We start from the raw sequence: 19,092 nt of genomic DNA, 5'->3' as shown, positions 1-19,092 counted from the left end.
GAAATTAATTACGGATAAGGTAATCAAATGCACCTAAAGCTGCAGTAGCACCTGATCCCATCGAAATGATGATTTGTTTATAGGCACTATCCGTACAATCGCCCGCCGCAAACACGCCAGGAATGGTGGTTGCTCCATGCTTATCAACAATGATCTCACCAAAGCGAGTCCGTTCAACGGTTTCGCCTAGCCAATCTGTATTCGGTACAAGACCAATCTGTACAAACACACCTTGCAGTTCAACGTGATGCACTAAGCCTGTTTCACGGTCAATATAAGAAATTCCGTTTACTTTGTCAGTACCGGTAATTTCTTTTGTTTGAGCATTCTTTATAACCGTTACATTAGGCAGGCTGTAAAGACGGTCTTGCAGGACAGAATCAGCTTTCAGCTCTGGCGCAAACTCAAGAACAGTTACATGATTGACAATGCCTGCGAGGTCAATGGCAGCTTCAATACCAGAATTGCCACCGCCAATAACAGCGACGTCTTTTCCTGCAAACAATGGACCATCACAATGCGGACAGTAGGCGACACCTTTGTTCTTGAACTCGGTTTCGCCAGGAACACCAATATTACGCCAGCGGGCACCTGTTGATAGAATGACTGTTTTACTTCTTAAAATAGCCCCGTTTTCGAGTTCGACGGCAATAAAATCCTTCTTCTCTAGACGCTTTGCACGCTGTAAATTCATCACATCAACATTGTACTCTTTGACATGTTCTTCAAGACTTGCCGCTAATTTAGGACCTTCTGTATATTTCGTACCGATAAAGTTCTCAATACCCATGGTGTCCATAACCTGGCCGCCAAATCTTTCCGCCACAATACCTGTGCGGATGCCTTTACGTGCTGCATAAATAGCCGCACTGGCACCAGCAGGGCCGCCCCCGATCACAAGGACATCAAATGGTTCCTTATCGGAAAGCTCTGCTGCATCTGTTCCGTTGCCCATCTTGGCAAGGATTTCTTCAAGTGTCATACGGCCGCTGCCGAATGATTCCCCATTAAGGAAAACAGTTGGTACCGCCATGATGTTTTTGCTTTCCACTTCTTCTTTGTAGGCTGCGCCGTCAATCATGGTGTGAGAAATGCCAGGATTTAAAATGCTCATAATGTTCAATGCTTGAACCACGTCAGGGCAATTGTGGCAAGTTAAACTGATATAGGATTCAAAGTAATAGTCACCTTTAATCGCTTTGATTTGATCAATGACGTTTTGATCAACCTTCGGGGCTCTTCCGCTTACTTGCAATAGAGCCAACACTAACGAAGTAAATTCGTGTCCTAGAGGAATACCAGCAAAAGTTATGCCTGTATCTTCGCCGATACGATTTACACTAAAGCTAGGTGTTCTCTCTAGTTCTGTTTTTTCAACCTTAATGTAAGAAGACATCGCAGCCAATTCTTCTACTAAAAGCAACATGTCCCGAGATACTTCATCGGATCCAGCGCTAACTTTGACGAGGATGTCACCCTCCATCATATTAAGATATTGGGATAACTGTGCTTTAATATCTGCATCTAGTAACATGAACATCGTACTCCTTAAATTTTTCCTACAAGGTCAAGGCTTGGTTTAAGTGTTGCTGAACCTTCTTGCCATTTAGCCGGGCAAACTTCACCTGGATTGCTGCGAACATACTGTGCTGCCTTAATTTTATTAACAAGAGTGCTTGCATCACGGCCGATTCCGTCTGCATTAATTTCAACAGCTTGTACTACACCTTCAGGATCGATGATAAAAGTACCGCGTTGTGCAAGACCTTCTTCTTCGTCTAGTACATCAAAGTTGCGAGAGATCTTTTGTGATGGATCGCCAATCATAATATATTCGATTTTGCTAATCGTTTCTGAGTTATCGTGCCATGCTTTATGTGTAAAATGCGTATCTGTTGAAACGGAATATACTTCTACACCTAGATCTTTCAACGTTGCATATTCATTTTGCAAGTCTTCTAGTTCGGTAGGGCATACGAATGTAAAATCTGCTGGGTAAAAGCAAACGACACTCCATTTACCTTTAAAGTTTTCTTCGCTTACAGTGATGAAATCTCCGTTGTGGTACGCTTTTGCTGTGAATGGTTTTACTTCTTTTCCTATTAATGACATAATCAGTTTCCTCCTAAGTATGGATATCTATTTTATATAATTTATTAAATTAGATTAATTCTAATTCAGTAACTATTATTATATAAAACCTATTGTTTTGTCAAATAGAATCTTTCACTTTTTTCAATTTGGTTATTTTTTAAAAAGTAAAAGCCATTTTAATAGAATCGTAAAATTCTGGCTACCCCCATAAGACATTTGGGCTTGTTCGAATAATATTGATATGAATTCACAAAAAAGTACACGAGGGGAATAACATGAAAAAAATATCCAAGGGTGCCCTTGCCATGGTAGTAGCGGGAGCTGTTACGTTTTCTGTCGCCAACGCTTTGTTGGCTGAGCAACCTCTTAAACGATTAGCCAAGGAGATTGCTTTACCTATATCAGCGGACAGGGAAAAAGCGGATGTTATAAAACAAGTAGAAAAAAACATTCCGAAACCAACAACGAATGTAAAAGACCATGGTAATGCCGTTACCCAAGTATCTTTAAAAAATAGCAATCTGGCTGCAACAGCCGTTCAATCAAATACGAAAAAACTCAGCTATAAAACTACAACCAGTGAAACACCAACACCCGTTGCAACAACCGTATCAGTGAAAAGTGCAAAAGCACCGACAACAACGACTACAACCACTAAACCGAGAACTACAACAACAAGCACAGTAACAAAGCCTAGAACGAATACAACAAGTACAAACACAAAGACTTCAGCATCCACAAAACCGGCAACAAGCACAAAGCCTGCAACAGCAACAAAACCGGTGACAAGCACAAAGCCAGCTACATCAACGAAACCAGCAGCAAGCATAAAACCAACAACACCTACGACTACAGCTGCGAAGCCCAATTCTAAGGCAACTACTGCAACTACAAAAAAAACCGCAACCGCAACAAAAACCAACCGTGGACAAGCAGTTTCTCAAGCCGCAAAAGAAAGGGCAGCGAGTCGTAAGGATAAAAAAGAAAACAACGTAAATAAAATGTAATTCTCCCACACGGGTCACCAACAGATGGTGATCCGTTTGTTTTTTTAACAGTCGGTTGTCCCTAGTCAAGACGCGCCGCTTTCCTATAAAAAAAAGGCCTTCCCCCAAATGGGAAAGACCGGTCTTTACATATTTTCATTCATCTTCACAATAGAAGTATCCTGCGTTACATTGCCTTTGCGCTTTAATTTACCCCAGCCAACGGTTACACCCTTGATGGCTGAGAAGATCGATTTTATCACCACATAGGTCATCAGCTGTTTGTACAAGATTCGTTGTAGGAACAATGAACCGAGCGGCTTTGGACTTTCTTTTTCCAATCGAAACGCATAGAGAGAAGTACAGAAATCCAGCAAGTAAAATAGGATAAATCCAATCGCCGCTTTTTCAGGATGCGGGTTAAAAAGGGCAATAATGAACAATAAATCTGCAATAGGCGAAATGGTTTGATAAATATATTGGAACAGCCACATGTTTGGAAGGGCGACAAAACCTAATGAGTTATGTTTTTTATTGAATAAAGCCCCGCGATGTTTCCATAAGCATTGTAAGGTTCCATAAACCCATCGGTAACGCTGTTTTGCCAGACTTTTAAGATCTTCCGGCACTTCTGTATAGGCATACGCCTTTTCTTCAAATTCAATCGTTTTCCCCTGGCGTAACAGAGTAAGCGTGATATCCGTATCCTCTGCGAGGGTATCTTCTTGAAAGTATCCGGCTTCCTCTACCGCTGTCTTTCTCCAAGCGCCGATCGCACCAGGGACAACGGTAATGCAATTGAGGGCAGCGAAGGCTCTTCTCTCAAGGTTAAAGCCGGTAACATATTCGATATGCTGCCAGTTTGTCAGGAGGTTCCCCTTATTGCCGACTTTTACATTACCTGAAACAGCTGCGACATTTTCATTTTTAAAATGGTTCACTAGCAATGAAATCGCATTGTCAGCGATGAGTGTATCCGCATCAAGTGCCACCACGATTTCCCCATTCGCTTCTTTAAACCCAAGATTCACAGCGGAAGATTTTCCTCCATTGGTCTTTTTAATTAATCTGACGAGTGGATGGTCTGAATAAGTATCTTGCACGACAACCGCGGTATCATCCTTTGATCCATCGTCAACAATCAGTATTTCAAACGCTGGGTAATCGCTCGCTAAAATTGAATCGACGGTTTTGCAAATAACTTTTTCCTCGTTATAGGCAGCTATCACGACACTGACATAAGGGGTAAAGTTAGGGTCAATTTCAGTCTCTTTATACCTTTTGACTTGCTTCCTCGAAAGGAAAACAAAGACAACTAGTCGCAGGATTCCGATCACGATAGCAGAGTAGAAAAGAAAGCTTAATCCTAGGTGCCAGCCTTGGAGGACCTTGAAAACAGCCTTGTCATAGACCAAATAAGGGTTGTCCTGATTAGCTTCCGGCATAATCTGACTATCACTTTTTCCAATAAGATCACCAATGGTGGTAAATGTGTAGCCGCGCTGTTTGAGCTCTTTGATTATCATCGGCAAGGCTTTTACCGTGTTAGTTCGGTCACCGCCAGCATCGTGCATTAAAATTACATTACCTTCAGGCAGCTGATTCAATACCCGCTTGAGAATCTCATTGCTAGAAAGTCCTTGCCAATCATCCGAGTCAATTAATTCACCGACTGTCGTATAACCCATTTTCTGAGCTCGCCAAATTGGCTCCAGTTCACTCTTTGTGTTTGGTTCCCCATCTGCTGCATACGGCGGACGGAAAAGGGTCATCGAATGTCCTGTAATTTCTTGATACAAACGCTGATTTGCATTGAGCTCGATCTTTGTTTGATCTGGTGTGATCGTTGCAATATTCGGATGGGTAAAGGTATGGTTGCCAATTTCATGACCATCTTCAAACATCTTTTTCACCAGTCGTGGATGCTGCGTCGCGTTCTCACCGAGGATAAAAAAGGTTGCTTTTATATGGTTCTTTTCCAAGATATCTAATATTTGTGGTGTATAAGTTGGATCCGGACCGTCATCAAAGGAAAGGACAATTTTCTTTGATGACGGTTTACCATACCGCTCTACCACAATAGGGCTTGGCAATTTAACATACGTTTCATTTTGAATCATCCCTTGTCCATCCAGGTGAATCGTTCTGTTCCCATTTTTTGATTGAGCAGCAATTTTTAAAATCTCACCAGCTCCTGTAAAGTGAACAGGCTGAGGGCTGACCAAGGTTTTAAGGGCATTGGACGGATCATTAATTTCCTTTGGTTTATTCAGGTAATTCCAGATGGAAGGATCTTCAGAACCGAGGCGCCAAACCGCTATTCCTTTTGAACCGTGATCAATCGCTGTCTGCATTTGATTATAAAAGGTAGCCCCATCTAAAAACCAAACCGTATGGTTTTTACCATTTAATTTGTATCGTAAATAAGGGTTTCCTGTTTGTTTGTTCCAATGGATTTGGAGGTTGTTGCCTATTCCTAAATTCATGATATCGTCAAACGTCATTGTTTTGGCGGGCTGATTGGAGTTTTCCTCCCAGTCGTACCCGTAGATTCCCAAACTTACAATCAATTTTTCGGAAGGAATATTGAGCTGTTTTAAGTTCTCTTCAACCCAGTCAGTTGGTGCCACAGGCCCAGGTTTACTCATGGCATGGTGTTGGTCATATATCATGACAATCATCCGATCTACATTTGTTGCTAGTGCAGCATAGTTAAAACTATTGTTGTTAGGCGGAACATCCAGTGTAACCATGAGACCATTTTGATGAAAGGCCTCATAAACTTTATCCATAAATTTTGTGAAATTGTCTTTGTCATTTGGATTGATTTCCTCAAAGTCGATATTGATTCCATCAAAGTTGTTAGTTCTCACATAGTCCAACATCTTTTTTATAAAAAGATCTTGCGCACCGGGAGTTGTAAATAAGCGGTGAAGAACTTCGCCATCCCATTTATTATTATTAAAATTATGGACTAATGGGAGAATCTTTATATTATGTGCTTTGGCCTGGTCAACAATCGACTTGTCCGTGCTGGTTTTAAGGGTAAGCCCATGCGTAAGCTGCAGCCACCCCGGTACTAAAGTAGTAATCGAATCAATATTCTTTTTAAAAGATGTGCGGCTGTTTTTGTCCCAATCGACGTAAAAACCATAAACTTCTTGTTTTTGATGCAGCTGCCCGATCTGTTTTTGAGTAGCAAGGGAAGGTGTCGTTTTTTGAACCTGAGTGGCGAGCTGAGCCTCACTGAAACTTGTATTAATTGGCTCAATTCCGCTCTTTGCTGCGCTGTTATCTAGTTGCAGTTCTGGAAACTCTGGGTTCGTATTAAGGCTTTCGATAAAAATAGTCGACACTAAAATAATTAAAACGGCAAAGCCTGCACTCATTCGTTTGATAATGGACCAGCGTCTTTTGGCTGGATCAAGAAAAACATGGTCTTGATTTCTCTCTCTTTTTTTCAACCCTAAATTGTAAAACCAATGGAAGAAAAAGTAGCAAACAAGACCAATCAATCCTCCTAGGACTGCAGGTGCAATAGATTGTGAAAGTTGTATTTTCGATTTTATGGTCGAAATTAGCCAGGTATTTTCTAATCGACTTAAATCAAGGATGGGTAAATGATTCATTTTCGGAATGAAAATAGGAATCAACGTTCCCAGGAATAAGGCGATGATATTTAGACGTAACAAAAGTGAGAGAACCACCAATAGTGGGATTCGTAAAGTATCTAAAGGCAAAAACCCTAAGAAAAAACCAAGTGTGCTTGCCACCGCTCCAGCATTTCCAGTGACAGGAGCAAATAAGGACCTAATAATCCACCTGAAAATTCGATTCACATAGATTCCTCCTATAGGTGTAGTGTTGTTTTATATTAATAGATTGATATTTTAGATAATGTCCTGCAATTAGCGGAAGGAATTTTCGACAAAAAATGACCATCTCCAAAAACTTAGGTTGTCATGTAAAGATTTTGGGGGTAGAGGGGAAAGTTCTTTCTGTTTTTAAATGGTAATTGAGGGTATTTTTTTATATTCGAGGCCGTATGCAGTCACTAGTAACATATTTTACGGAACTTATGACATGTTTTTTAAGTCTTATAACATATGTTTCAACACTTATGACATATTTTCGGACTCTTATTACCTGTTTTACGAAACTAATGACATTGATTGGAAATTAATTGGAAATTTTAGTCTAAATACGTATGTTTTTTACTAAAAATGGAAATTTTAGATGTATTCATACCAAAGGAGTCAACAAAATGGTCGGAATTATTATAGCAGTCATCCTCTTTAACCTCATTGCATTAAAAGTAAAAAAACGGTTAACCAGAAGTGAGATGCTGCAGATTTGGTTATTTACATCGTTATTCCAACTGATGTTTGATTTATTTATCAGTTTGAAATATCACGGGTACTGGTACTTCAACAAAGGTATAGATTGGGGATCTCTGCCTGTTTATTTATGTTTAGTCCCATCCGTTAATATTATTTTTTTAAATATCTATCCTTTAAAAAGCACATTTTGGAAACAAGTTTCATTTTTTTTAGCATGGAATGTTGGAATCGTTCTCTATGAGATCATCACGTTATTACCGGAGCCTTGGGGATATTTCCATTACGGTTGGTGGAAGTTGTATCACTCGGTGATCATCAATCCCTTTCTCCTATTTACCTTATTGGGATTCTACAAATTGGTCCGTCGCTTAGAACATGAGGGTGTTGTTAAACAAATATAATAGGAAATTGGTGAGTTTCTCCTTGCACTGTAGGACGTTTGGTTTATTTTTATCCTTAAGATGGAAACTAATTGACAACATTAACCAGCGGGTGTAGAGTGAAGATTAAATTTATAGGAAGACCACTAGGGGAGCCATTTTTGGCTGAGACGAGATTATCTTGGACCCTTTGAACCTGATCTAGTTCATACTAGCGTAGGAAAGTGGAGTCTGTGTATGGATAAATACAATTATTCTGCCGCTCCATTTTTGGGGCGGCTTTTTCGTGTTTGAATAGTTAGCCGCTCCTTGTAGTGTCTTCCCATAAAACCAATAAGGGGGAGAAATAAATGAGTTTTTCAGCAGAATTAAGAAGAGAAGCCAATCCTATTTTCGGGGCGATTTTTGAGCATCCTTTTGTCCAAGGAATAGCCAATGGGGAATTAAAAAAGGAGCAATTGATTCATTATGTAAAACAGGACTTTGAATACTTGAATTCTTTTATTCGCATCTATGGAATCGCAGTTTCCAAGTGTGAGAATCGTGAAGATATGGATATGTTTAATCAGCAGATTTCATTTATATTAAACAGTGAAATCCACCCACATAATAACTTTTGTCAAGTAGCCGGTGTTCCCTACGAGGCATTACAGGGATATCCGTTGGCACCTTCTGCCCTTCATTACACACGTCATATGCTTACCGTTGCACACGAAGGAACACTAGGGGAGATTTTAGCTGTGTTACTGCCTTGTCCGTGGACGTACTGGGAAATTGGAAAAAGGTTATTATCTGAGGTGAATCCCGATCGCTCTCATCCTTTTTATGATTGGATTAGTTTTTATGGAAATCGGACTGATTCGATTACAACAAAGTTTTGTGCCCGTCTTGATGAGTGGGCAAAGACAGCAACGGAGAGAGAAAAGGAAAAGATGAAGGAGCATTTCTTACTCAGTTGTCAGCTTGAATATATGTTTTGGGATATGGCTTATAGGCTCGAAGAATGGCCTGTGAAAATGGAGGTAGTGAAATGATGACTTGGAAGATGAAAGAAGTTGTTCTAGCTGTAATTCTAGCGGTGGCATGTGGAGTGATCTATTTAGGATGGTCGACGCTTTGGATTCCGATTTCCGCTCTAGTCGGGCCGGTGGGCGCAGGTTTTATGTTTGGCATTTGGGTGATTGCTAGTCCAATAGTCGCGTATATTATCAGAAAACCAGGAGCGGCGTTTATTGGGGAGGTTGCAGCTGCCGCAGTCGAGCTCTTAACAGGAAGTCATTTTGGTCTATCTGCTCTTTTAGTCGGTGTCTTTCAAGGGATAGGGTCAGAAATTGCCTTCGCCCTTTTCGGATATAAACGCTATAACCTTTTTACTTTAATGCTATCCGGGGCTTTTGCAGCGATTGGCAGTATGATTTATAACTTAATCGCCAACGGTTTTGGATTTTACACGACGGAAGTGTTTTTCATTACCCTTGGAATTCATGTCATCAGCGGAATGATTCTCGGTGGTATTTTAGCAAAGGTCATTGTGGACGCACTCGCAAAAACAGGTGTGTTAGAACAATATGAATTGATGAAGGAAAAAAGAAAAAGGGAAAACGTTAATGTTTCTGGGATGTAAGGATTTATCGGTTCGTTTTTATAATTGCTCTGAAAAAATTATCAGTAATATTACCTTGTCAATCAATCAAGGAGAGAAGGTATTAATACTTGGACCTAGTGGGAGTGGGAAATCTACATTGATTTCCACTCTTGCCGGAATCATCCCTGAGCATTTGGAGGCAGAGGTAAGTGGTGAGGTATACTGCCGGAAAAATGCAGGGGTTATGTTTCAAGATCCCGATTCGCAATTTTGCATGCTTCATGTCGATGAAGAAATTGCCTTTAGTCTTGAAAACCGATCGATTCCACGAAATGAAATGGACCAAATGATTTCTGACTTGATGGATAAAGTAGGGCTAATAGTAGATAAAAAAACACCGATTGAAACGCTGTCAGGCGGGATGAAACAACGATTGGCTTTAGCATGTTTACTTGCATTAGAACCAGAAGTCCTATTTTTTGATGAGCCAACTGCTCAGCTCGACCCTAAAGGGCGGAATGAGATCTTTGGTTTATTGAAACAATTAGCCGAAAAAACCAACCATACGATGGTCTTTGTCGAACATGTCTTAGACGGCTGCATCGAATGGATGGATCGAGTCATTATCCTTGATGAGCGTGGACGTATTATTGGGGATGGGAAACCAATAGAGATGCTGCTCCAATTTAATCAACAAATGAAAGAAGCGGGGATATGGCGTCCTAAGTTGTTTCCTTACAAATGGGAAGAGGTCGTTCAAAATCCTTCCCACCCTCTATCTATTAAACTTATTAATAGGATAAAAACGAAACCGCGCTTACAAGGCGATGTTTTACTCCGCACCGAACATGTTGAAATTGGCTATGGGAAGAAGACCGTTGTAAGTGATATAGATGTAAACATCCATAAAGGGGAATGGATTTCCATCGTGGGAGGAAATGGAAGTGGGAAAAGTACCTTTTTAAAAAGTCTAATCCGTTTGGAGCCGCTAAAGAAAGGGAGAATTTACTTCCAGGATAAGGAATTGAAAAAATGGCCAGACCGTCAATTATATGAACAAGCCGGTTTTGTTTTTCAAAATCCAGAACATCAATTCATTACCGATACAGTATTTGATGAAGTTGCTTTCGGGGGCCGGCAGCGGAATTGGCCTGAAGAGCTGGTCCATACAAAAACCATGCAATTGTTAGAGGAGTTTGGCTTGGAATCGTATCAAGATGCGCATCCATTTACCCTCAGTTTGGGACAGAAGCGGAGGTTAAGTGTGGCGACGATGTTATTGTTTGATCAAGCGTTACTCCTCCTTGATGAGCCGACGTTCGGTCAGGATGAAAAAACTGCGAAAGAATTGATTCAGCGCTTAAAGGAGAGGCAGGAACAGGGAACCACGATTGTCATGGTAACCCACGATATGGATGTAGTGGATCGATTTTCTGATCATGTCCTTCTTTTCAACAAGGGACGAGTCACCTATCAAGGGATCCCTTATGGTTTATTTTCTGAGCCAAGTCTTTTACGTGAAAGTGCGTTAATTCCCCCACTCCATTACCAGTTGATGCATACACCAAAGGAGGGTGTTTTGGTATGAAGGCGAACGATTCCTTCCTCGCTACTCTCAATCCTGCCGGTAAGCTGCTTGCTCATTTGATTGTTATGTTTCTTTTAATGGCTGTCTCTAATCCAAAGGTGACTTTATTGATTTGGTTACTTGCTGTTTTTATGGGTATTTTTTTAGGCGGATGGAGTCTAACTTATCTTTTGAAAAGGCTTCTGCCTTATGTAGGGTTTTTTATTCTTATATGTTGGATGATGGCGGCTTTTGGAGAAGGAGAAGAAACACTTTGGAAATGGGCTTGGTTCCATATGACGGTGGAGAGTTTAAATCATGGGTTAACCATCGCCTTACGGATGTTAGCGTTTGTCACGTATGGATTGTTATTCACTTCAACCACAGACATTACATTATTCATTATGAGTTTAATTCATCAATGTAAACTGTCACCTAAATGGGCATATGGGCTTTTAGCGGGGTTTCGCTTTATTCCGCTGTTCCAATCGGAATTAACCCAAATGAAAACGGCTCATAAGGTCAGAGGTTATAAGCAAAAAAATAGTTGGAAAGCGTTTATGAGGTACGCTTTGCCACTGTTTACGCAAGGGATAAGAAAATCAGAACGAATAGCCATTGCCATGGAGGCGCGTGGTTTTACGGGTAAAAGAGATAGAACTTATTACCAAACAACTAAACTAGCAGCGAAAGACTTTGTCTATTTACTTTCGTTGCTGATCGTTACTTGGGGGATTATGACTTTCATTGAATAAGTAAGAGGGGAGAAGTGTTCACTCGCTTCTCCTTTTTGACTTTCCTACAGGTCTGTTTGTTCAACGTTTAGTTCAATGAGATTCCCATCTGGGTCTGCACAGAAGATCTGGGCGAAGCCACTCATGCTCTTAGGTTTCTCTAATATTTCAACATCCTTACTTTTTAACCAATTCAACGTAGCATCGTAATCTTTCACTCGAAGAGCAAAATGACCTTCGCGGCTGCTCAAGCGTTTATTATGGCGAATCGTTTGGGATGTTGGGAGAACGATGAGATGGAGCTGTTGTCCTTCGATATCGTACCAGGCACCAGGAAAATCAAAATTTGGACGTTGGATTTCTTTTAAACATAGGATATTGCTATAAAAATGTTTGGCTTTTTCTAAATTGGTCACCGTTAGGCTCACATGGTGGAGGCATTCATATTGAATCATGGCGGTCAGCTCCTTCATTAATTTATTTCCATCATACCATAGAGAGTCGGACGGATTTATATAAAAAACCAGGCATATAGCCTGGCTTAGGTTTCTAATTCACGATACTTGCGGCAACCTCTTTGTGCTGTTCATCCCCCGATGTTTCAAACTCCTTGATCATCGCAATAAATGGTTCGATGAATTGAGGGTCAAATTGTTTGCCTGAACAGTGGCGTAACTCAGCGATTGCCTCTTGAAAGGTTTTTGTTTTTTGATAGGGCCGTTCTGTCGTCATTGCATCAAAGGAATCAATCACGCAGAGAATTCGCGCCAGTTTCGGGATTGATTTTCCCGCCAGCCCATATGGATAGCCATTCCCATCATATCGCTCATGATGAAGTTCAACGAGTGGAATCAAATCTTCTAATTTCTTATTGGTTGAAATGATATCTTTTCCATAGGTTACGTGTTTTTTCATGAATTCCCATTCATGAGGGTCGAGACTTCCTTTTTTATTTAAAATATCACGAGGGATTTCAATTTTTCCAATGTCATGGACAAGCGCCCCGAGAATCAAGGTTTTGCGCTCATCGACACTTAGATTAAGCATTCTTGAGAAATCGACCGCGTATTGGTAGACGCGCTTGCTATGGCGATAGGTGTAAACATCCTTGGAAAGGAAGATTTTTAATTGGAATTCTGCTTCCTCTAGCTCTTTTTCAAGCGAAAGAGACCGTTGTACCGAGTATTCCGAATGCCCATTGTAAAGCTGGACAAGATTTTTTCCCTGGTTTTTCGCTGCATACATCGCTTGGTCGGCTTTATTAAGAAGTTCAGAAACACTGTAGGTTTCTTTTTCACATTCAGCAATCCCCGATGAAAAAGACAAGCAGCCGTAGGGGAGACCTTCCACCCCTTTATAGTAGGTGTCATTTACTTTCTTCCTCAATTCATTCATGAACGAATAAGCAGTCTTTCGATCAGTATTTGGCATGATGATTGAAAACTCTTCACCGCCATAGCGGGCAACGATATAGTTTGCTGCATCAGAACTGGCTTTCAAAAGGGAACCAAATTCTTGGAGCAGATGATCCCCTTGAATATGCCCGTACAAATCGTTGTACTTTTTAAAATCATCAATGTCCATGATGACCACACACAAAGGCTGTTCATTTTCCTTCGCAGCAGTTACTTCTTTTTCCAAAATTTCTTTAAAGTACCCGTGGTTATTAAGGCCGGTTAAGAAATCTTTATTGGCCTTCTCGGAAATCTCTTTAAATAGATTAAAATGCTGTTTAAATGCTAAAGACAATAAAAAGGCAATAACGGTAAAAAGAGACAAACCGAATAAATGATTGGGTTTCATTAAAATAACAAGAACTAAAGAAAGGACAAGTGTACTAATATATGTGGCGGTCGTTTCTTTAAGAATTTCCTTGAAAAAGTTTATTATGTTTTCCGTGGCTTCTAATACAAAATATACCCCAACTAATAAAAGGTTTAATGAAAAGTAAGTACAAATAGATAGTAAATAAGGAATGATGTTTTTAACACTGATAGGTCCAGTAAATCCATCTATTAAAATAAAAGCATAATAGGAACAAATTATCATTAAAGAATAAACTGAGAAATTAAATAGATGTTTCCACCATGCGATTTTCCGCTGTATTATTGCAAATATAACCGAATATATTAATAAAACAAGTAAAGTTGAATGTAGTCCGAACAAAAAAATACTTGCTAAGTAAATTGAAGAATCCATTGAAAGGGAATTTCCCTTTGGAGGAATCAGTATGGTGTAGTAATTTAATAATAAAATAGATCCGGATAAAGCAAACATAACAATCCAATCCGAATGCTGTGGGATTTTAATTAAGAAGGTAAAAAATAAAAGGCCTATAACTGAAATAGAGAAAAGATATATACTTGCAGGTGTCCTAATAATACGCATACTCATCACTCTCATAAATATATTTAGGAGAAGTAAAAAATTTACCTCTCCCTACTATTTTACTCTTAAACTAATTTAAATCCAGATGTTAAAGCAATAATGATAGAACCGATAATGATTGCATTGTAAAGAATTCCAGTTAATTTAATACCTTTTTTTTGTTCGCTTTTCATCTTTTTTCACCTCCTTTAAGGAGAGGAGATGCAGTTGTTACTGTTTTTGTAAGCGGATGACGAACCATTAAATACTGAATGAAAAAGAAGATTCCGATATTCATAAGAATATCGCCGATACTAATAATTTGTGTTCGTGGATAAGGATCTGAGATGGGAATAATATCACCCAAAAATCCAAGAGACGTTGAAGAATTAAGCATGGTATGTTTAGCGTATAAGCTATCTTTGAGGGCTTCGATGTAACCTGGATCCAAAACGGCGGCTGCCTCTACTGATACTGGCATTCGTCCTCCGTTAATTACCATCACTAAAAAATTTAGAAATACTCCTATTAAAATCAGCATAAATCCTGGGTTTTTACGGTTCATAAATAAAAATAGTAAACCAAGTACATAAACTACTATGTAAATAGATCCGCTTATTTGTCCAAGAAATTTGCTATCATTTTGCAGCATAAAAACGGCTAATTCAACAAGCAGTAGAAGAGGAAAGATCCAGCCCCACTTCAGCTTTAACTGCGCGAGTGCTCGTAAATTCCCTTTTCGAAGAAAGCCTATTATAAATGAAATGATGATGCCGTCAAAAACCATAGTTGGTACCCACCTATGCTAGAATATATGAAAATATTTAAAGATTCACCGAAGGAAAAATATTCCCACAATAATATAATCAAAGAAAATATCCAAATGCAAGTAGTTATTGTGCTGATATTATAAATAATTTGTGTGTTTTGAAAGAATTTTGGGAAAAAGGGGCGAATCTCAACCGAACCTATCTAATTATGAGGAAATATAGGATATTTCCTGCGAAATATTTTCGCGTATTTCGACTATTTCCTACCTAATGTCGCTTAACTTTTCGTCTTTTTTTAAATAGGCAAGTACAATTGTCTTATATAGATTATGATAAAAGTACTGATGATAGGTTTGTAACGAAAATAAGGGGGGATGATTCATGAATACGTTAATCGTTTATTGTCATCCGCATCACGAAAGTTTAAATGGTGCCTTTTTCAAGGCGGTTTTAAAGGGGATAGAAGAAAGTCCCTCTACACATAATGTCCAGGTCCTTGATTTGTACGCAGAAAATTTTAATCCTGTATTGGTCTTTAACAAAGACAAGAAAAGAAGGGACATGTACAAAGATCCTGAATTGGAAAAACATAGACAGCAAATCATATGGGCGGATCGACTGGTCTTTATCTATCCTATTTTTTGGGGACGTCCGCCGGCTATGCTTCTCGGGTACATTGACCGAATGTTTGCCTCTCAATTTGCGTATAAAGATAGGCCAAGATCTCCTTATCCTGAAGGACTGTTAAAAGGTAAGCAAGTTGTCTGTATATCCACGATGAAAGGACCCTCTTTTTATCTGTGGTTAACACTTAATAATAGCCATAAAGTATTAATGAAAAGAGCCTTGTTTAGTTTCGTGGGCATCAAAAAGGTCAAGTTTTTTCAGTTCGGTTTAATGGAAAGTTCAAGGGGAAACCAGTCTAAAAAGATAGCAAAGGTAGAGCACTATTTTTCTAAACCAACTACATAAATATGCTTTTTTAAGAGGTTACTAACGCCAATAAGTCTCAATATACAAGGCATCCTAAGCGAAAATTAGGATGCCTTCTTTTTTCTTACTTCAGCCCATAATTGCTCTCTATTATTATATTTATCCTTGTGCCAATTGAAATTGGCTAAGATGCGAAAATACCGTTGGAATCATCGAGTAACGGTAGTTTAAGTGACCGTCAGGCGGTAAAAGAAGGAGAATTGTAACATTAAGAGTATCACCCCACTCGTGATGTAGATCCTCCATATAAGTGAAAAAGGAGAATCTAGAAACGCAACGAATTTATAAAGGTATTGAAAGAGGTGAAACCATGCTAAAGAAAACCATAAAACACCAAGTAGAGCTAACCTATGATTTTGAAGATGACCTTAACGGATATACCATTATTGACTCCTCAATTGGGCCAAGGGGTGAAATTTGTATTCTTGCGGTGAATAAAGTGCCTGAATATATAGATGGGATGTTCCCACCAGTACAAACAGCGGATGGTCATGACTATAAAGCGATTATCCTCAGCAAAGGGCACAAAAAAGAAGTAATCGTGAAGAATCAAAAATGGAATTATCATTTTATTCAACCCATGGAGAATGATCGCATAGTATTGGTTTGTGCGCGATCGCATTTATATGAAAATGGGGTATTTGATCGAAATGCTAGAGTTTTTGATATGAGTGGAAACCAAGTAAATGCATTCCTGCTTGGAGATGGGATTCAAAATTTTTATGTCACAAAAGGGAATAACATCTGGACTTCTTATTTCGATGAAGGTATTTTCGGAAACAATGGCTGGAACCAACCGATTGGAAGCTATGGGCTTCGAGCATGGGATTCCGACGGTAACGGACAGTATAAGTATCCAAATATGGACCCCCACTTCATTAGTGACTGTTATGCGCTTAATGTGATGTCTGACGATGAAGTGTGGTTTTATTACTATACTGATTTTGAGGTAGCAAGGTATTACAAAGGCAGTATTGATTATTTTAAACCAAATATAGAGGGTTCAGATGGCTTTATAGTGTATGAAGATTACGTTCTATTTAGGGGAGGGTATAGCAAACATGATAAGTATATCCTCACAAAGATGTTTCCTGGCAACAGATTAACAAGAAAGTGCGTCTTAACCTTGATGGATGAAAAGAAAAAAGCCATTAAAGCAGAGTCGATTAACTGCAGAGGGTCACTTCTTTTACTTATGACAGAGAAAAAGGCTTATTTGGCAGATTTGAAAGATATTATAAGGGCATTATAAAGTGTGTTTTTTCATTAACTCAATAATTTTTGTTTTCATACAATCATTTAGGCGATGTATAAGGTTGAAAAAAATAAGGAAGGCCTAAATTCAACTAATCATGGAATGAAAATAAAGCCCTTCTGACTTTAATAAGAAGGGTAAGAAGGGCTTTTAAATCAATTGTGTGAAACAAGATGACTCAGTTGTTTTATTTTAATCCTTTTCGAGCATCTTCATATTTCTCTTCATGCATATGGTCTACATAATCATCTGAAATTTCACCTAAATGAATCATGTCTTCCCCATCTACAATAGCTTCCATTGATTCAAAGTACTCTCTAGGGATGTTAAAATCGATAAGTAGTTCCCCTGAAGTACTATAGACACTGCCAAATAAAGTGCCTGGAGGTTCTTCCATTTTTAGTAAGTCCTTTAAAGTTACAGCCTTACCATCGGCTTTAAAGTTCACTTTTACTTCGTACAGTGCAATGGTTTGCTCTAATAATCGAACTATCTCATCAAGGTCTTCATCACTTAGTTGGGAAGGATCTTCCACAGTCATTAAATTTTCCCACAGTGTATCGTTTGTTGCCATTTGGTCTAGTTGGTCTTTATTTTTTTCTTCTACTTCCGTTAAATAATTGAAAAATCTCTCTGCTTCTGCTTCTGTTATGCCCGTATCCGATAATGCTTTTTCTACTTCCGCCATACTTTTATCGGCATTAATATAAAATTCAACTGTTGAATCCAAATCGTTGATAAACTTATATTCATTTACAGAGTCTCCAAAATGGTCCATTAAGTCATTTAGTTCTTTTTCAGTTAGACCATATTTGGTTAGTAAATCCTGATAATTTTTCGAGTTAATAGGCGGACCCAGGAGTTCTTTCAGGTCTGCCATTGTATATTCGTCTAAAGGAATTTCGTAGTAATCAACATAATCCAGAAATTCTTGTTTAGTCCATCCTATATCGGCTAAATATTGGTTTATTTCATTTTCAAGCGGAGCTGCTTGTGCAGAGGGAACATTGAATAAGAATGGGATTATTAGAAAGCCTATTAGCATAGCTTTTATTGCCATTAGTACCCTCCTTTTTATTGGTGCATTAATAATTTCCCCATTTTGAGCCTTATTAGAAATGCAAATAATTTCTAAAAATATGGTGCTTTATTTCCAAAATGCCATAGAGGCATTCCCTTAATCTGTATAAAACAAACTTGTATCGGTAGTCACAAATTATGACCATTCTGTTCTTGATTTTTGGAAAAATGGATTCATTAAAGTAAAGAATTGGTGTTAAAATGGGATGGGAATATTTAACCTGCATTTACAATGAAGAAAAGCCTGAAAAAGAATAGATATTTTACTTGGAAGGATACCCGCGTATGGAGATGCTTGTATTTTTGAAAGGTTTAGTTATTGGTTTTTCTATTGCGGCTCCTGTAGGACCTATTGGTGTACTGGTTATTAAAAGAACATTAGGTCAGGGAAGAATATATGGAATTATGTCGGGAGTTGGGGCAGCCAGTGCAGATGCTGTATATGGTCTTATTGCTGGGCTTGGTTTGACCTTTATTACGAACTTTTTTATAGGGCAACAGTTTTGGTTCCATCTAGCAGGAGGAGCATTCCTCTGTTATTTAGGAATAAAAATAGCAATATCAGAAGCAACAGAAAACCCGGTACGAGTACAAGGTCAGCATTTATTGGGGGCTTATTCCTCAGTTTTTCTCCTTACTCTCACAAACCCAATGACAATACTATCTTTTGTTGGTATTTTCTCAGGTTTAGGACTCACTCAAGCTAATGAAGGATCAGTGGTAACATTGGTTTTAGGTGTGTTTATGGGTTCAGGAATTTGGTGGCTTTTCCTCTGTTTTGTTGTCGGGCTTTTCAAGGACATGCTCAAAAAACAAATCTTAATTTGGATTAACCGATTATCGGGTCTTATTCTTTTTTTATTTGGAATTTATTCTTTTTGGGGGTTATTGCGCTAAGGTCATTCTTTTGAGGATGGCTTTTTTTTGTAGTTTTTTTCATA

General features: G+C 38.9%; 16 protein-coding genes and 1 riboswitch. Of the genes, 9 read left to right on the top strand and 7 right to left on the bottom strand.

Features of this window, described 5'->3' with window-relative positions; genetic code table 11:
* Positions 1 to 4: 4 nt before the first annotated feature.
* On the bottom strand, positions 5 to 1,534 hold the full coding sequence (ahpF, locus tag QNH17_RS26530) for an alkyl hydroperoxide reductase subunit F (protein ID WP_283876266.1): 1,530 nt from the start codon (positions 1,532 to 1,534) through the stop codon (positions 5 to 7).
* A 14-nt stretch (positions 1,535 to 1,548) separates the two neighbouring features.
* On the bottom strand, positions 1,549 to 2,112 hold the full coding sequence (gene ahpC / locus QNH17_RS26525) for an alkyl hydroperoxide reductase subunit C (protein WP_283876264.1): 564 nt from the start codon (positions 2,110 to 2,112) through the stop codon (positions 1,549 to 1,551).
* A 257-nt stretch (positions 2,113 to 2,369) separates the two neighbouring features.
* Here ahpC and QNH17_RS26520 point away from each other — a divergent pair, with 257 nt between their 5' ends.
* Positions 2,370 to 3,101: a hypothetical protein gene (locus QNH17_RS26520; protein WP_283876263.1), complete on the top strand. Its 732-nt coding sequence runs from the start codon at positions 2,370 to 2,372 to the stop codon at positions 3,099 to 3,101.
* Positions 3,102 to 3,226: 125 nt separating this feature from the next.
* Here the strand turns inward: QNH17_RS26520 and QNH17_RS26515 are convergent, their stop codons facing one another.
* The gene (locus QNH17_RS26515) at positions 3,227 to 6,919 is read right to left on the bottom strand and encodes a polysaccharide deacetylase family protein (RefSeq protein WP_283876260.1); all 3,693 of its coding nucleotides are present in this window, start codon (positions 6,917 to 6,919) and stop codon (positions 3,227 to 3,229) included.
* A gap of 425 nt (positions 6,920 to 7,344) precedes the next feature.
* On the opposite strand from QNH17_RS26515, the gene QNH17_RS26510 reads away from it, so the two are divergent.
* The 5 genes from QNH17_RS26510 to QNH17_RS26490 all read left to right on the top strand — a co-directional run bounded on the left by QNH17_RS26510 (position 7,345) and on the right by QNH17_RS26490 (position 11,707).
* Entirely contained in the window at positions 7,345 to 7,821 is a 477-nt protein-coding gene (locus tag QNH17_RS26510) for a hypothetical protein (protein WP_283876258.1), read from the top strand.
* Positions 7,822 to 7,938: 117 nt separating this feature from the next.
* A riboswitch (TPP riboswitch) is annotated at positions 7,939 to 8,040 on the top strand.
* Positions 8,041 to 8,150: 110 nt separating this feature from the next.
* Positions 8,151 to 8,834: a thiaminase II gene (tenA, locus tag QNH17_RS26505; RefSeq protein ID WP_283876257.1), complete on the top strand. Its 684-nt coding sequence runs from the start codon at positions 8,151 to 8,153 to the stop codon at positions 8,832 to 8,834.
* Positions 8,834 to 9,424, top strand: coding sequence for an ECF transporter S component (locus QNH17_RS26500; RefSeq protein ID WP_283879604.1), 591 nt, complete (start codon positions 8,834 to 8,836; stop codon positions 9,422 to 9,424). Before tenA ends, QNH17_RS26500 begins: the two co-directional genes overlap by 1 nt.
* The gene (locus tag QNH17_RS26495; RefSeq protein WP_283876255.1) at positions 9,408 to 10,973 is read left to right on the top strand and encodes an ABC transporter ATP-binding protein; all 1,566 of its coding nucleotides are present in this window, start codon (positions 9,408 to 9,410) and stop codon (positions 10,971 to 10,973) included. The genes QNH17_RS26500 and QNH17_RS26495 overlap by 17 nt, the downstream gene beginning before the upstream one ends.
* Positions 10,970 to 11,707, top strand: coding sequence for an energy-coupling factor transporter transmembrane component T family protein (locus QNH17_RS26490; protein WP_283876253.1), 738 nt, complete (start codon positions 10,970 to 10,972; stop codon positions 11,705 to 11,707). The genes QNH17_RS26495 and QNH17_RS26490 overlap by 4 nt, the downstream gene beginning before the upstream one ends.
* Positions 11,708 to 11,751: 44 nt before the next feature.
* Here QNH17_RS26490 and QNH17_RS26485 read toward each other — a convergent pair whose 3' ends face one another.
* The 3 genes from QNH17_RS26485 to QNH17_RS26475 all read right to left on the bottom strand — a co-directional run bounded on the left by QNH17_RS26485 (position 11,752) and on the right by QNH17_RS26475 (position 14,840).
* Positions 11,752 to 12,141: a VOC family protein gene (locus QNH17_RS26485; RefSeq protein WP_283876251.1), complete on the bottom strand. Its 390-nt coding sequence runs from the start codon at positions 12,139 to 12,141 to the stop codon at positions 11,752 to 11,754.
* Between the two features lie 94 nt (positions 12,142 to 12,235).
* On the bottom strand, positions 12,236 to 14,074 hold the full coding sequence (locus QNH17_RS26480) for a bifunctional diguanylate cyclase/phosphohydrolase (protein WP_283876249.1): 1,839 nt from the start codon (positions 14,072 to 14,074) through the stop codon (positions 12,236 to 12,238).
* 169 nt (positions 14,075 to 14,243) lie between these two features.
* The gene (locus QNH17_RS26475) at positions 14,244 to 14,840 is read right to left on the bottom strand and encodes a DUF5317 domain-containing protein (RefSeq protein WP_283876247.1); all 597 of its coding nucleotides are present in this window, start codon (positions 14,838 to 14,840) and stop codon (positions 14,244 to 14,246) included.
* 364 nt (positions 14,841 to 15,204) lie between these two features.
* On the opposite strand from QNH17_RS26475, the gene QNH17_RS26470 reads away from it, so the two are divergent.
* Both QNH17_RS26470 and QNH17_RS26465 read left to right on the top strand, forming a co-directional pair.
* The gene (locus QNH17_RS26470) at positions 15,205 to 15,795 is read left to right on the top strand and encodes an NAD(P)H-dependent oxidoreductase (protein ID WP_283876245.1); all 591 of its coding nucleotides are present in this window, start codon (positions 15,205 to 15,207) and stop codon (positions 15,793 to 15,795) included.
* A 331-nt stretch (positions 15,796 to 16,126) separates the two neighbouring features.
* Entirely contained in the window at positions 16,127 to 17,068 is a 942-nt protein-coding gene (locus QNH17_RS26465; RefSeq protein ID WP_283876243.1) for a hypothetical protein, read from the top strand.
* Positions 17,069 to 17,258: 190 nt separating this feature from the next.
* Here QNH17_RS26465 and QNH17_RS26460 read toward each other — a convergent pair whose 3' ends face one another.
* A complete protein-coding gene (locus QNH17_RS26460; RefSeq protein ID WP_283876242.1) occupies positions 17,259 to 18,131 on the bottom strand; it encodes a processed acidic surface protein in 873 nt (290 codons plus the stop codon).
* A gap of 305 nt (positions 18,132 to 18,436) precedes the next feature.
* Between QNH17_RS26460 and QNH17_RS26455 the strand changes: the two genes are divergently transcribed.
* Positions 18,437 to 19,048, top strand: coding sequence for a LysE family translocator (locus QNH17_RS26455; RefSeq protein WP_283876240.1), 612 nt, complete (start codon positions 18,437 to 18,439; stop codon positions 19,046 to 19,048).
* The last annotated feature ends 44 nt before the right edge of the window (positions 19,049 to 19,092 follow it).

Source organism: Neobacillus sp. SuZ13 (genome assembly GCF_030123365.1).
GTDB lineage: Bacteria > Bacillota > Bacilli > Bacillales > Cytobacillaceae > Neobacillus.
Note: the sequence above shows the minus strand (reverse complement) of the source record. Positions and strands in the feature narration are given on the sequence as shown.